General features: G+C 38.3%; 10 protein-coding genes. 6 read left to right on the top strand and 4 right to left on the bottom strand.

The genetic code is table 11. The annotated features are described in order from the left end of the window. On the top strand, positions 1 to 1,876 hold a 1,876-nt coding region (locus AC1Z3T_RS08660), incomplete at its 5' end, for a type I secretion protein (protein ID WP_483396581.1). A 400-nt stretch (positions 1,877 to 2,276) separates the two neighbouring features. Here the strand turns inward: AC1Z3T_RS08660 and polA are convergent. Beyond that, positions 2,277 to 5,039, bottom strand: a complete 2,763-nt coding sequence (gene polA, locus AC1Z3T_RS08665) for a DNA polymerase I (RefSeq protein WP_199958520.1) — start codon at positions 5,037 to 5,039, stop codon at positions 2,277 to 2,279. Positions 5,040 to 5,201: 162 nt separating this feature from the next. Here polA and AC1Z3T_RS08670 point away from each other — a divergent pair, with 162 nt between their 5' ends. Both AC1Z3T_RS08670 and AC1Z3T_RS08675 read left to right on the top strand, forming a co-directional pair. Further along, positions 5,202 to 7,916 carry a DUF2339 domain-containing protein gene (locus tag AC1Z3T_RS08670; protein ID WP_419320541.1) on the top strand — a complete coding sequence of 905 codons (2,715 nt, stop codon included), beginning with the start codon at positions 5,202 to 5,204 and terminating at the stop codon, positions 7,914 to 7,916. An 839-nt stretch (positions 7,917 to 8,755) separates the two neighbouring features. Further along, positions 8,756 to 9,076: a DUF2834 domain-containing protein gene (locus AC1Z3T_RS08675; RefSeq protein ID WP_005033541.1), complete on the top strand. Its 321-nt coding sequence runs from the start codon at positions 8,756 to 8,758 to the stop codon at positions 9,074 to 9,076. Positions 9,077 to 9,510: 434 nt separating this feature from the next. Here the strand turns inward: AC1Z3T_RS08675 and AC1Z3T_RS08680 are convergent, their stop codons facing one another. Then, entirely contained in the window at positions 9,511 to 10,686 is a 1,176-nt protein-coding gene (locus AC1Z3T_RS08680; RefSeq protein ID WP_046759536.1) for a thiolase family protein, read from the bottom strand. Between the two features lie 116 nt (positions 10,687 to 10,802). Beyond that, positions 10,803 to 11,225: a GspH/FimT family protein gene (locus AC1Z3T_RS08685; protein WP_227549134.1), complete on the bottom strand. Its 423-nt coding sequence runs from the start codon at positions 11,223 to 11,225 to the stop codon at positions 10,803 to 10,805. Positions 11,226 to 11,709: 484 nt separating this feature from the next. Between AC1Z3T_RS08685 and omp38 the strand changes: the two genes are divergently transcribed. The 3 genes from omp38 to AC1Z3T_RS08700 all read left to right on the top strand — a co-directional run bounded on the left by omp38 (position 11,710) and on the right by AC1Z3T_RS08700 (position 13,920). Further along, the gene (gene omp38 / locus AC1Z3T_RS08690) at positions 11,710 to 12,741 is read left to right on the top strand and encodes an outer membrane protein Omp38 (RefSeq protein WP_042085823.1); all 1,032 of its coding nucleotides are present in this window, start codon (positions 11,710 to 11,712) and stop codon (positions 12,739 to 12,741) included. A 116-nt stretch (positions 12,742 to 12,857) separates the two neighbouring features. Further along, complete coding sequence (locus AC1Z3T_RS08695; protein ID WP_009585935.1) at positions 12,858 to 13,313, top strand: OmpA family protein; 456 nt, start codon at positions 12,858 to 12,860, stop codon at positions 13,311 to 13,313. 76 nt (positions 13,314 to 13,389) lie between these two features. Further along, positions 13,390 to 13,920, top strand: coding sequence for a hypothetical protein (locus AC1Z3T_RS08700; protein WP_009585932.1), 531 nt, complete (start codon positions 13,390 to 13,392; stop codon positions 13,918 to 13,920). Positions 13,921 to 13,988: 68 nt separating this feature from the next. On the opposite strand, the gene AC1Z3T_RS08705 is transcribed toward AC1Z3T_RS08700, so the two are convergent. Beyond that, positions 13,989 to 15,194, bottom strand: a complete 1,206-nt coding sequence (locus AC1Z3T_RS08705) for an RtcB family protein (RefSeq protein ID WP_151798210.1) — start codon at positions 15,192 to 15,194, stop codon at positions 13,989 to 13,991. Between the last annotated feature and the right edge of the window lie 55 nt (positions 15,195 to 15,249).

Genomic DNA, 15,249 nt, shown 5'->3' on the forward strand with positions numbered 1-15,249 from the left:
TACAGATCGCAACGGTCAAGGAGTTGGACCAGCCACCGATCATCTTGCAGGTCAAGGCGATAACGACAACGATCCAAGTACGCCTGACGATACTGGCTTAGACTTGGTCACAGCTGAGATTACGGTTGAGATCAATACAGCGGGTAAAATCACTGGAACCACCACGGATGTTGCACCGAATAGCGATGTGGTGATTACTATCAAGGGCTATGATGAAAATGGAGAACAAGTTGAAGTTGATAGAACGGTTCAAACAGATTCAAATGGTCATTATGTTTATGAGTTAACGCCAGCAGATGGTATTGCAACAGGTACGCAAGGTTCTACAGTAGATGTTGTTGCAAAAACCAATGATCGTAATGGAAATACGATTCAAGATCATGACGTAGAAACAGTTGATCCTGTGATCAAAAATGATCAGTCAACAGGTGTGACAAATGGGGATAACTCCATCATTGGTACATCAGGTGATGATTTAATCGCAGGAGACACGGGTGGCTTAAAAACAAACTTTGTGGCTGGAAAGAACTATAACGTATCCATCGTTTTAGACTTGTCAGGAAGTATGCTATTTAATATGGCAGGAACGATTAGAAATGGCGCGAGTGTTCCAGAAGGCGAAACGCGTCTTGAAATTGCCAAGAAAGGTTTAAAAGCCTTTATTCAACAGATGGTTGATCATGACGGTACGATTAATTTACAAATCGCATCTTTTTCAGCAAATAATGGTCTTGGAAACACCGTCAATAAAGTCTTTACCAATGTAAGCGTAGACAATATTGATCAAATCTTTGCGGATATTGGAACTGGGAAAAATGATGGGCTTCAAGCAGGAGGCGGGACTTATCCTGAAATAGGTTTTAATAAAGCTGTAAATTGGTTCAATGATGTGTCTGATGCTAACTTTGAAAATCAAACATATTATATTACGGATGGTGAGCCAAATAGTTCGCAAAACACACTAGATAGCGCCTTCCGTCCATTGGCTGATCAAAGTAAAGTCTTTGCTGTTGGTGTGAGTAGTGCTGTAAGTGATGCAACTGTGTCACGCTACGACAATACAGATGCGAATGGAAACAAGCTACCTGGTGCTTGGAGTGGTTCAAATCATGGAGAAGCGAAAGCAATTGCTGATGCGGATAAACTCATTGCATATTTGATCGGCGGTTCAGAAAACTTTGTACCTGCTGATGTAGGCAGCGATACCATTAAAGGTGGTGCAGGTGATGATATCTTGTTTGGTGACGCGATGAATACCAACTGGATTACATGGTCAGGTAGAGATCCTTTGATGCATCCACAATATTCAGGTTATTCAACACTGATTGCGTATTTAAAAGCAGAAGTCACAAGTGGAGCAGAACCAACCCAACAGCAAATTTATGATTTTGTGAAAGAAAATTATAAGAAATTTGTTGAAGCTGATGCGAATGACCCAGTCACTAAGGGTGGGAATGATACGATCTATGGAGGTGCCGGTGATGACATTATTATTGCAGGTGCAGGTAATGATATTATTTATGGCGGTTCTGGCAATGATATTATTTCTACAGGTCGTGGTAATGACACCATCATGTATGATGTGCTTGTCAATGCTGATGCTACTGGCGGCAATGGTACTGATGTTTGGGTGGATTACCAATCAAACGATAAAATTGAATTCAGTTCTGATTTCTTTGATGGCTTACTTTCAGATAAAAGTAATATTGGCGAATTTATCAAAATTGAAGATGATGGTCGTGGTAATGCCGTACTCAAAGTAGATCGTGATGGTAGTTTAAATACTCAGCATGAATGGGCGGATATATTAATTATTGAAGGTAAGAGTAAAATAGATTTAATGGATATGATTAATCAGCAAATTGTGATCGGTTAAGTATTCTTGGCTTTGATAGATTAAATTCTAATTTTTTATAAATAAAAATGCTCCATTTGTGGGGCATTTTTATTTGACAGAATATATTGGAAAATCAATCTAAAATATTAAATCTCATTCATCCAGCAAAATCTCATCTTTATCAACCATTACGCGAAGAGTTGAAAAAATACAGATTTACTGTAAAGGCGGATCAACAAAGCTATATACTGAAGATCACGTTGATTGTGTCTAGGATAAGTTGATCAACAACAAAAGCCCAAATAATTGATTCTAAAAATAGTCCACGCAATTAAGATAGAAGTGCTTTGATTTGACTTCCATCTTAATCTTGAGATGCGAAGGATATGTTTTAATCTACGCTCCATTATAAAGAGAATAGATTAAAAACTGGGCTTACTTAATGTGCTTCTCCCCAGTTCTTGCCTTGACCAACCTCAACCTCCAAAGGGACAGATAAAGTCACAACTTTTTGCATGACATCTTTAATCTGTTCAGCCACTTGATCGGCAACAGCTTCATCGACTTCAAACACCAATTCATCGTGAACCTGTAAAAGAAGTTTTGCTTGATCTTTAGGTAGGATTTTATCAACTTCAATCATTGCCATTTTGATGATTTCTGCTGCTGAGCCTTGCAATGGTGCATTAATTGCAGCACGTTCAGCACCTTTGCGCACCATCATATTCCGTGCATCAATATCTGGTGTATATAAACGACGGCCTGTAATGGTTTCAACAAAACCTTGCTCCAAAGCGACCTGACGAGTACGTTGCATATACTCATAAATGCCTGGATAACGGTGGAAATATTGTTTGATGTAGTTTTGTGATTCTTCACGGGTAAAGCCCAATTGACGAATCAAGCCAAACTCAGACATCCCATACAATAAGCCAAAGTTCACTGCTTTCGCTTGACGACGTTGGTCAGAAGTCACATTTTCAAGAGCAACGCCCAATACTTCAGATGCTGTGCGGCGGTGTACATCTTGCCCATTTTTAAAGGCATCGACTAAAGCCTCATCTTGCGAAAAATGTGCCATTAAACGTAATTCAATTTGAGAATAATCGGCAGCGAGTAACACACGACCTTTGGGCGCAATAAATGCTTTACGAATTTGTCGTCCAATTTCTTCACGTATTGGAATATTTTGTAAGTTCGGATCTGTTGAAGATAAACGACCAGTTGCAGTTAGCGCTTGATGATAGCTCGTATGTACTCGGTGGGTATCATTATTCGCTTGTTTGACCAAAGCCTCAGTATAAGTACTTCGCAATTTGGTTAAACCACGATACTCAATGATTAGTTGGGTAATTGGATGATCAATTTTTTCCAAGACAGCCTCAGAGGTACTGTATTGTCCTGTTGCTGTTTTCTTGCCCCCTTTTAAACCCAGTTTTTCAAATAAGACTTCACCCACTTGCTTTGGTGAACCGACATTAAAAGATTCACCAGCGATCTCAATAATTTGATTTTCAAGGTTTTGAATTGTATTGGCGAAATCAACACTGAGTTGATCCAAAAATTTTAAATCTAGCTCAATGCCATTTTCTTCCATACTGGTCAGAACGCTGGCAACAGGCATTTCAATATTGTGTAAAATTCCGCTGAGCTCAGGAATTTCTTTGAGTTTTCGTTCTAATACTTCATAAAGGCGATAAGTGACATGCGCATCTTCTGCTGCGTAATGACCAGCAGTTTCAATATCAATTTGATTAAAAGTTTTTTGCTTCGCCCCTTTACCCGCAACCTGTTCAAAGGTTGTCGTTAAATGACTCAGATAAACACGAGCAACATCATCCATACCATGACGAGTTGCTACTGAGTTCAACACATAAGATGCCAACATGGTGTCAAAGAACCAACCTTGTAGATGAATCCCATGGTTTTCAAAAATATGCGCATCATATTTTAAATGATGCCCAATTTTTTCAATATTTGGATCTTCTAAAATAGGTTTAATTTGTTGAATGATTGTTTCGCGATTGAGTTGCTGTGGCGCACCTTCATAATCATGTGCTAAAGGGATGTAATAGGCATCATGCGCATCGAATGCAAGCGAGAAACCTACCATTTCAGCAACACGATAATCCAAACTTGTGGTTTCTGTATCAATTGCAAAGCGTTTTGCCGTACTTAAACGCTGGAATACTTTGTCCCAAACATCTTGACTTAATACAGTATGATACGTTGCTTCACCTAAACGGTCATCGACACTTGAACTTGTGGCTTGATCGGTGATTTCACTTTCAACAGCTTGTTCAGTTTTGATGGCACTTTGTGCAGTTTGTTTATAGGTTGAACTATTGGGATTATTGGGATGATCTAAAGACTGTAATTGGTTACGGAACTCAAGCTCTGTATATAAGTTGCGCAATGCTTCAACATCAGGATCGCAAAGTTTTAAGTCTTCATAGCTGATGTTTAAATCAAGGTCAATGATGATGCTGGCAAGTTGATGATCAAGAGTAATCCCATCAACATTGTCTTTTAGACTTTGTCCAACTTTCCCCTTGATATTGTCCACATTTTTTAAAATGCCATCGATTGAACCATATTCATTTAAAAGCTTGGCGGCAGTTTTTGCACCTACCCCAGGAACCCCACGAATACCATCTGATGCGTCTCCCATTAAAGTAAGATAATCAATAATCTGATCTGGACGTACTCCAAATTTTTCAATGACACCATCAACATCCATTGGTTTGTCTTTGAAACTGTCTTCCAATGTCACTTTATCTGTCACCAACTGCGCCATGTCTTTATCGCCAGTTGAGATCAAAACTTGATAACCTTCTTTTTCAGCACGTTTGGCTAAGGTACCGATAATGTCATCAGCTTCAGCACCTGGAAGGGTATGAAGTGGAATCCCTAAGGCGCGAATTAACGCATGTAAATAAGGAATTTGTTGGGATAATTCTTCAGGCATACTTGGACGATCACCTTTATAAATCGGTGAAAGCTGATGACGAAAAGTCGGTTCAGGTGTGTCGAAAATAACAGCCATATGGGTTGGTTGTACACGACGCATAAGCTTTTGGATTGCCGAGATTGCTCCACGAATCGCATTGGTCTGTAATCCCGTTGATGTTGTTAGAGGTGGGAGTGCGTGAAAGGCACGAAATAAAAAGTATGACCCATCGACCAATACAAATGGTGGCATTGATATTTTCCTAATTCAAATTACCGCTTTATTGTACGTGATTTTTCTCTGTTGCGTAGTGGCAACCATCGTGCTTGTGTTACTGAATATCTGATGAATTAACAGAATCATGTTGGAATGCTGTTGTATGATCAATATATTGAGGATGAAGAAAGTAAAAATATGCTGAAAGGGCAGAGTGAAATTCGCATTATCTGGTTAATGATGCTCATCATTATTGCGGTGAGTGCATGGTTTTTAGATGCACACGTATTGACTTATCTCTGTGGTTTAGCTTTTGTTATGAGTGTAATGCACTATGTCGATGCGATTCAAAATCCGATGTTAGATATCGCCCAAAGCATGCATTTACCGTTACATAGTACCTCAAAAGTCCCGCTCTATATTTCTTCTATCATTGCTGTTGTCGGATTAACCCTACATTTGAGTTGGATGATGGGGCTAGGTTTAACGGCATGGATTTTCTTTTTTCTTAGATGGTTGAGGCGTCTAGAACGTTATCTCACACAAGTTCAGATACAAATTCAGTCGCTTGAATATTCTGCGAATCGATCAACTGCTTCATTCTCAATTCCTTCAACGCAATCTGAAGAAGTGCCACGAGATTCCGCAACGAGTTTGATTTCACAAATTCAAGATTGGATTTTTAAGGGGAATCCTGTACTGAAAGTTGCCATATTAGTGTTGGTCATTGGCATTATACTGTTACTGCGTTTTGCAACAGAACATTGGCAATTGAGTCTCGTGATTAAACTCACATTGGTTGCTTTATCGAGTATCGCAATTACTACACTTGGTTTGAGTCTGCAAAGTAAAAGTCGTAGTTTTGCATTGGCACTGGAGGGATTGGGGCTTGCTGGATTATCTCTCACCTTATTTTTTGCATATTATACCCATGTAATTCCTAATATTTATCTGGCAAGTCTTTGCTTTGTTATGATTATGCTAATTACACTCAGCTTAAGCTTAAAGCAGCAAAGTGTTGAATTGGCACTTATGGCAATGTCAATTGCCTACATTGCACCCTTTACCTTACCCGTACGCGACGCCACTGTCGTTGAGCTTTTAACCTATTATTTGCTGATTAATATTGCAATTGCGATAATGAGCACTTTGAGACCGTGGATATATCTGAATCAAATCGGTTTCTTGGTTACAGCAATCGTTGGGAGTGTCTATGCAATTGGTTATGGTGATTTACAAGACAAACAGACACTTACCCTTTTAATTTTTGCGCATACAGCTGTTTTTATTTGGTTGGGTTTCCGTTTCAGCCAACTAATTGCCAAACAAGATGTTGAACAATTTAAGCTTAAACCGAGTTTAGATATTGCCTTGATTTTTGGTGCTCCGATTGTCAGCTATCTTTTTTTATATTTGCTTTATTTTCATCAAAGCATGTTATTGGCGAGTTTTAGTTTAGCTTTTGCTGCGCTTTTCGCAGGAATTTATCAATTTTCAAAACGTAATCAGTCGATTCAATTGATTTCACAGAGTTATTTTAGTCTTGCCTTGATCTTTATGGCTTTGATTCCACCTATTTTATTACATGGGCAATGGAGTGTAGTCGGATGGGTACTCGAAGGGTTATGTATATGGGGTTATGCATTATATCGACAATCAGCAATTAGCCGTTATTTGGCGATGGCATTGATGGTCGTTGCAGGGGCAACAAGCCTGTATTATTTATTTAAACTGCCAAGCTTCCCAACCACAATGTACTGGTATTTATGTATTAGTTATATTTTTGCAGTGTTATTGGGTAATAGTCGTGAGACATTTCGACAGCAACTGAATGCGCTGTCTACCTTATTTCTGAGTTTATTGATGATTGCAGCAACGTCGATGTTGCTTATTCTACTGCTTGACTATTTTAATGGTGCTTATCGCTACATATACACATTGCTGATACTCAGCGCTACTTATCTGTTGATGAATGAATTGATGCTCAAGTTAAAAGCATTATCAACATGGTTGATCCCCAAGTGGATTGGTATTATTCCTATTTATGTTTTTGCACTGATTCTTTTATTAGATATAAGTCAAAATGGTGTATTGGTTTGGCAAACTGACATTGATCGATGGGGAATGACATTAGCAGGATTGATATTGACCACACTATGGTTAAGACCTTTTCATGCGCTACGCTTTATGGAAGAGTGGGGAAGTTTAGGCGTTTTAATCAGTTTAAGCTTAGCTAGCTTAACTTTAATTCCTTATACACCTTATATTAGTGTCGTGATATTACCTTTATTGTTTTGTGGGTGGTGCTTTATTCAGAAAAGTGCGGATTGGAAAATTTTTTGGCAAACACGAACCAGTTTGGCGCTGATGCTGATATGGATCATCTGTTCGCAATTATTTTCTCAACAGGCTTTTCAAGGTTATTTATTGCCAATCTTGAATCCATTTGATTTGGTGAGTATTGCAATGTTAATGGGCTTTTTATGGATGCTCAACTTGCAACAGAAGCTGGCTCTACAACAGGGTACAGACCAAGGTATTCTGGCTGTTTTGTCGGTTTTAAGTCTACTTTGGTTAAGTAGTTATATGGTTCTGCGTGCGCTACATGTGTATTTTGCTACACCTTATAATCAATTGGATTTATGGCAAGATGCGACGGCACAATTAAGTTTGACCTTACTTTGGGTGAGCCTGGCGTTGATTAGTATGAGTTTTGCCAGCCGTAAACAATTACGTCCTGTATGGATTTTAGGTGGCAGCATTCTGGTCATTGTGACCTTGAAGCTGGTTTTGCTTGATTTATCTCATATCGGCACACTGACCCGAGTCATATCGTTTTTGGGAGCAGGTTTTGTGATGTTACTCATCGCCTATATTGCCCCTATTCCTGAACCAAAGCGTTTAGAGTCTTAATAAGTCTGTGGATGGTTCATGGCGAGATATTGAAACCTTAGTGTTTATTGAGTTAAGTTCTGAGATGATTTTAGTGTATGGCTAAATTTTATTTATTCTGAATCTTCTAGTGTGGCTTAGAAATAAATATACCAAGTTCAAGCTTATCACGAGATACTTTATTTTAGCGTTTCAATCAAATCGCTAAGATGGTGCCCAGTAATAGAAGCCCCGTATATGTTTCTTCAATGTTTAGATTTATCTCAATATTAAATACTTTTTACTAAGACAAAAAAGCTGATTAGAGATTTTGATCAATGCGTGGTATATTTTTGATATTTATTTATATTTAACCTGAGTTCGATGTAATTAAATCTTCAACTAATTGAAAAATAATAAATCTCTATGGATTCTTGCTACCTTTTCATCCAATTTTAGAATGAGGAGCGGAGCTCCGCAAGTGCAACCATCAATAGCGTTTCATTTCTCTTGATCAATAAAATGAAGGCGATCAATAGATTGTTTGATGATCTAAAGCTTGCACTGCCACGCTTTACTTCTAAAGTTTAAATTGTTTTGCGTAGGGATGCCTCACTTTTCAGAGATGAAAAGTGACAAAAATCTTTCGTTGAGCGAGGGGTACATCCTCATACCCCCGCTCAACATGGCGACATCCATGTCGCCTCACGATAGCAAGACCATCTATGATTGAAAAGTACAAAATAAATGAATCATCCAAATCACTTGTATGAATAATCAGGCGGTTTGGATGTATCATCTTTCATCAAGGATTTTTATCGAACTCAGGTTATATTTAAATCTTTTGAAAATAAGGTCAATTTAATTAGAAAGGAATAATCATGAAAAGAATATACGCGCTATTGACTCTCCTTGGAATCATCCTTCCATTCTCACAATTTATCCTGTGGTTAAATCAACATGGATTAAACTTAACCCTGTTTTTTCAGCAAATTATTGATAATCCAATCGCAGCATTTGCATGGCTAGATGTCATTGTCACTGTTGTGGTGATTGTCGTTATGGTGATACAGGATGGTCAACAACTGAAAATGAATAGATTATGGGTTCCTGTCATTGCTTCACTGATGGGTGGGGCATCAGTCGGGCTGCCTTTATTTTTATATATGAAACAATGTCATCTTGAACAAAGAGCGGTATAAATCATAGCATTCTTGAAAATTTACATGGTATAAACAAGGCGCATTTACAGTCTTATATTTTGAGAAAAGTTTTAATCGATTTGCGCAGGAGAAGCGTTACTTTACTCAACCATTTTTTTTAACGGTCTTCTTGCACTGTAAACAAAACAGAGCCTTGTTTTTGCTCATATACTCCCGCTCAACATGAAGACATTCATGTCGCCTCACGATCGCAATGTTAGGCAAGATTGGCTGATGAAAAAAAGCAAAGATATTCTATTGATATGAAGTGAATCATATTGATTGGTAACATATAGGCTTGAGCCTTTTAACAGAGGCGTGGGGTGGATTTTGTTTTTTTATCGAATGACGATGAAATAAGATGAAATAAAAAGGCATCAACCATAATGGTGATGCCTTTTTATTTCAGTGAGTTTTAATCTATGAGAAAAAGCTTAAAGAATTTCAATCGCCACAGCGGTTGCTTCACCACCACCAATACACAATGCTGCAATACCTTTTTTGCCACCTGTACGTTTTAATGCATGGATCAACGTCAAGATAATGCGTGAGCCTGTTGAGCCTACAGGATGTCCTAATGCGCAGGCGCCACCATTGATGTTGACTTTTTCTGCATCTAATTTGAATTCATCGATTGGACACATGGTGACCATAGCAAAAGCTTCATTGATTTCCCATAAGTCGACATCTTGAGCATCCCAGCCTGTTTTATTTAAAACTTTTTGGATTGCACCTACAGGGGCAATGGTAAATTCAGATGGATGTTGAGAGTTTGAAGCATAAGCCACAATTTTTGCTAAAGGTTGCAGACCTTTTGCCTGTGCAACATCTGTAGAGGTTAAAACTAAAGCAGATGCACCATCCGAAATTGAGCTGGCATTTGCAGCCGTGATGGTTCCATCTTTAGCAAATGCTGGACGTAAGGTTGGAATTTTTTCAATATTGGCATTAAACGGTTGTTCATCTTGATCAATAACCACATCACCTTTACGACCTGAAACAGTCACAGGTACGATTTCGTCTTTAAACCAACCTTCAGTAATGGCTTTTTGAGCACGTTGTAAAGAACGAATGGCAAAGTCATCCATTTGTTGACGGCTATAACCTTTGCTATTCGCCATATCCTGTGCAAAAGATCCCATTAAGCGACCAGTTTCAGCATCTTCCAGTCCATCAAAGAACATATGGTCTTTGACTTCACCATGTCCCATACGATATCCACCACGGGCTTTCGGCAGTAGATATGGTGCGTTGGTCATCGACTCCATACCACCAGCAACAATGATCTCGGCAGAACCTGCTTTAATCGCATCAGCGGCTTGCATAACAGCTTTCATGCCTGAACCACATAGTTTATTGATTGTGACTGCACCTGTTGAATCAGGTAAGCCAGCTTTACGCATCGCTTGACGAGCAGGACCTTGTTTCAAACCAGCAGGGAGTACACAACCCATAATGACTTCTTCTACATCATTGGGTTGTAAACCAGCGCGCGCAATTGCTTCTTTAATGGTTACAGCACCTAATTCAGGCGCAGTGACATTGGCTAGGCTACCTTGAAAACCACCCATTGCAGTACGTGCACCATTGACAATTACGATGTCAGTCATTGTTCTGATCTCCACATGATTCTTGTTAAATATATCCAAAACTTAAGCAGTATATAAAAAACAGCGCAAGAATAAATGCTGAATATGCAATATATGTAGACGCTAGAGAACAGTTTTTAACATTTTTCAGTAGGCTCCTTATTTAAAGTCGCCATTCGTCCGATTTTATAGCGGGTATTGTTGTCAGTATCATGATGCCCACAATAGTAAAAACTGCCTGGTGAACCACGTGGTAGTCCGGTATCACCTTGAAGGGTCAAGACATCACGACTACTGGCACTCCCAATCCAAGTCAAGGTTCCATATTTAATATTTTTTTCAGTTTTAAGGAGTATGAGCTCGCCATCATCAATCTGCTTATTTTTATTACGATCTGTAAAAATAATTATGCCTTTATGCCACGTGTTTTTTTCACATTGGATCAAGCTTTCCGACGAACATATGACAACCGTTGTTCGTCGTGCCAATGCCTGACTTCTTGCATAAGAAACATGCTGTTGAATCATGGGATGAATCGATCGAAATTCTTGCTTTTGCATCCAATCATGATAAAAAGGCAAACTGATTAGGCAAATTATTGCAACGATAACAATTATGCTTATAAGCTCAAACAAAGAAAAACCTTGTTCTTTACAATAAAAATACATGTTTTAATCTTCTGTTAAGTATTGTTTTTTATTTGAAAAATAATGACTTGTCTATTAAATCTTATTGAAACGCTTTTGTAGTAAAATATTTATTACTATCACTTTCTTTTACTGCTAAAATACAGGTAGTAAAAAGATAAGCGATTCACGAAAAAAAATTGAGTAGAAAGTTACCGAATTACAACGGAAATTGTAAGTAATTTTGTCAATAATTTACTTGATTAAAGTTATCAAGCACTTGGAAAAAGCCTCAAGTGTTTGTATGATTCAACGTGAGTAGCTTAAAAATAATACTGGGGTATTAAAATTTATCTCAGGGTAGCCAATAAATTTTAGGCTAGGCTTGAACAACAATTGTTATCTCTGGAGGATATCCATGAAATTGAGTCGTATCGCACTTGCTATGCTTGTTGCTGCTCCACTCGCTGCTGCTAATGCTGGTGTAACTGTTACACCATTAATGCTTGGTTACACTTTCCAAGACACTCAACACAACAACGGTGGTGACAAAGGTGAGCTAACAGCTGGTCCTGAGTTACAAGACGATTTATTCGTTGGTGCTGCACTTGGTGTTGAACTTACTCCATGGTTAGGTTTCGAAGCTGAATATAACCAAGTTAAAGGTGATCTTGACGGTACTGGCGTTGCTGGTTCTGAATACAAGCAAACTCAAATCAACGGTAACTTCTATGCTACTTCTGATTTGATCACTAAAAACTATGACAGCAAAATCAAGCCATACGTATTGTTAGGTGCTGGTCATTACAAGTACAAACTTGATGACATGTCTTACCACAACAACGAAGAAGGTACTTTAGGTAACGCGGGTGTTGGTGCTTTCTGGCGCTTAAACGATGCTTTATCTCTTCGTACTGAAGCTCGTGGTACTTATAACTTTGACGAAAAATTCTGGAACTATACTGCTCTTGCAGGTCTTAACGTAGTTCTTGGTGGTCACTTGAAACCTGCTGCTCCTGTAGTAGAAGTTGCTCCAGTGGTTCCAGTTGCTCCAACTCCAGTAGAACCAGCTCCACAAGTTCTTACTGAAGATTTGAACATGGAACTTCGTGTGTTCTTTGATACAAACAAATCAAACATCAAAGATCAGTATAAACCAGAAGTTGCTAAAGTAGCTGATGCGTTGAATACATTCCCGAATGCGACTGCTCGTATTGAAGGTCACACAGATAACACTGGTCCACGTAAGTTAAACGAACGTTTATCTTTAGCTCGTGCTAACTCTGTTAAATCAGCGCTTGTAAGCGAGTACAACATTGATGCATCTCGTTTGTCTACTCAAGGTTTCGCTTGGGATCAACCGATTGCTGACAACAAAACTAAAGAAGGTCGTGCTATGAACCGTCGTGTATTCGCGACGATCACTGGTAGCCGTACTGTAACTAAATAATTAATTATTTAGTTAAAAAAAGGCGACTCAATTGAGTCGCTTTTTTATTGGAAATACATATAATTGATCAATATCTAAATAAAACTGAAGCAAAAATCAATAATTATAGGTTAGTCATGAAATACGTGATTCTAGGATTGATGTTGTTGAGTTTAACTGCTTGCACGTCTACGCCCATAAATAGCAATACTGTTTCCATCCAAAAACAATATCCAAACGAAGTAAAGTCTTTGAAACATGGGCTTTCTATATATTTTCAGCCGAAATCGACTGAAATCGATCCGCAATATCGCCCAGCTTTATCAGTTGCTGCACAGTTATTGCAAACCAATAAAAATTTTGTGCTTAATATCGAAGGACATACAGACAGTTCAGGCTCATTGGCTGCAAATAATAAAGTCTCATTGACACGTGCAAATATCGTCAAAGATTATTTAGTGAGTGAATATAAGGTTAATCCTGATCAATTGATTACTCTTGGTTTGGGCCCAACAAAGCCTATCGCAGATAATAAAACTGCGGAAGGCAAAGCAAAAAATAGACGGGTCACTGTTATTTTAAAAATTAAGTAAATTCACAATAGAACTCAATTTTTTTCTATACACGTTATAATGATTTACTCAGATTTTTTAAGTGTTTGGATTGTGAATGAGTCTACAACTTCCTGATGAATTACTGGATTTAGAGGCTAATGGTGGTATTTTTGCGGTCTGGATGCTGATGCAAAATTGTGCTATCCAAGTTGATATTCAAACGCTTGTTCAGCTTTGCAAGCATGATTCTGAAGATGGAACATTTACCATCGGCTTGGCAGTTGGGCTTAAAAAATTAGGTTTTGATGTTGTATTTCATACAGCAGAAGATCCCAATATCCACTTCAAAGAAATTGAGCATTACACAGAGGCAAATCGTCTAGGTTTGGCTATTGAACAACCCTTAACTTATCAAGATATTCAAACCAACATTGAACAGGGTTATGCCATAGTTGTCTATTATGACACCTTAGAAGGGATTGGTAATCACTCCTTGGTGTATTCAATTGATGATCAAGAAATATGTTTTTATGATAGCTTTGATCCAATGCAAAAAAATATTTTTGAACAACAATGCCGGGCTGAAGGTATTTGCCAACAGGTCATCGTCATTCGTGAATATTGTCCTAAGCTCCGATACAGTTAACTTTGCGTTCGATTTCCTCTTTGCAAATCGAAACTCACAAAGAGGAAGTGCTTAACTACAATTAAGACTTAGCCTTTAATACACAATACTTGTTTAAGGGTATGCACCACTTCAATCAAATCGCTTTGATTTGCCATAACTTGATGAATATCTTTATAGGCACTAGGGATTTCATCTACTACGCCTTTGTCTTTACGACACTCAACGCCAGCAGTTTGTGCGATTAGATCTTGCTGATTGAACAAATGTTTAGCTTTCGTTCGACTCATTTTCCGTCCTGCACCGTGTGAACATGAACAGAATGAATCTGGATTGCCTTTGCCTTTTACAATAAAGGATTGTGCGCCCATTGACCCCGGAATAATTCCGTATTCATCAAGCCCTGCACGTATTGCACCTTTACGGGTAACAAAGACTTCTTCACCAAAGTGAAGTTCTTTTTGCACATAATTATGATGGCAATTAATCGCTTCTTTGGTCATCTGAAAGCTGGGTAATAATGGGCGAATGGCTTCCAAAATTAAACGCATCATTTCACGTCGATTTTCAAAAGCATATTCTTGTGCCCATTCAACAGCTTCAACATAATCATCAAAGTTGCTTGAACCTTCTGCAAAATAGCTCAAGTCTTTATCAGGCACATGACCAAAACGGTTTTGCGCTTCTTTTTTGGCACGTTCAATAAAATACGTACCAATCACATTGCCTAAACCACGACTGCCCGAATGTAGCATGACCCAAACATCATCATTTTCATCAAGGCAAAGTTCAATAAAGTGGTTTCCACCCCCTAAAGTTCCAAGTTGTTTCTGCCAAGTGACATCAAAACTACGTAACATACGTTTTAATGCTGGATGCTTGTCAGTAATTAACTTTAGTTTTTTATCTAAAGGAGAAAGTGTTGATGCTTTGGCTTTAATTTGCTTGTGTATTTCAAAGCCAACAGGAACTTTTCTTTCAATTGCGTTACGTAAACTACTCAAGTTGTCTGGAAGTTGAGCAGCTTTTAGACTTAATCTTAAAGCATTCATTCCACAACCAATATCCACACCCACAGCAGCAGGAATGATGGCATTTTTAGTCGGAATCACACTACCTACTGTAGCCCCTTTACCTAAATGTACATCAGGCATGACTGCAATATGCGAGTGGATAAATTGCAGCTGTGACATCTTTCGTAGCTGTGTCAGGCTTTCTTCATCTATATCCGTAGTATAAATTTTTACAGGAACGCCATATTCTGCTTTGGCGTTCAAAATCATTTGTATGCCCATTTTTTCATTCTCTAAGCAAATTATTTTTATTGTCCGAAAGTTTTAAATAAATATT

This window comes from Acinetobacter sp. B-6 (assembly GCF_056930735.1).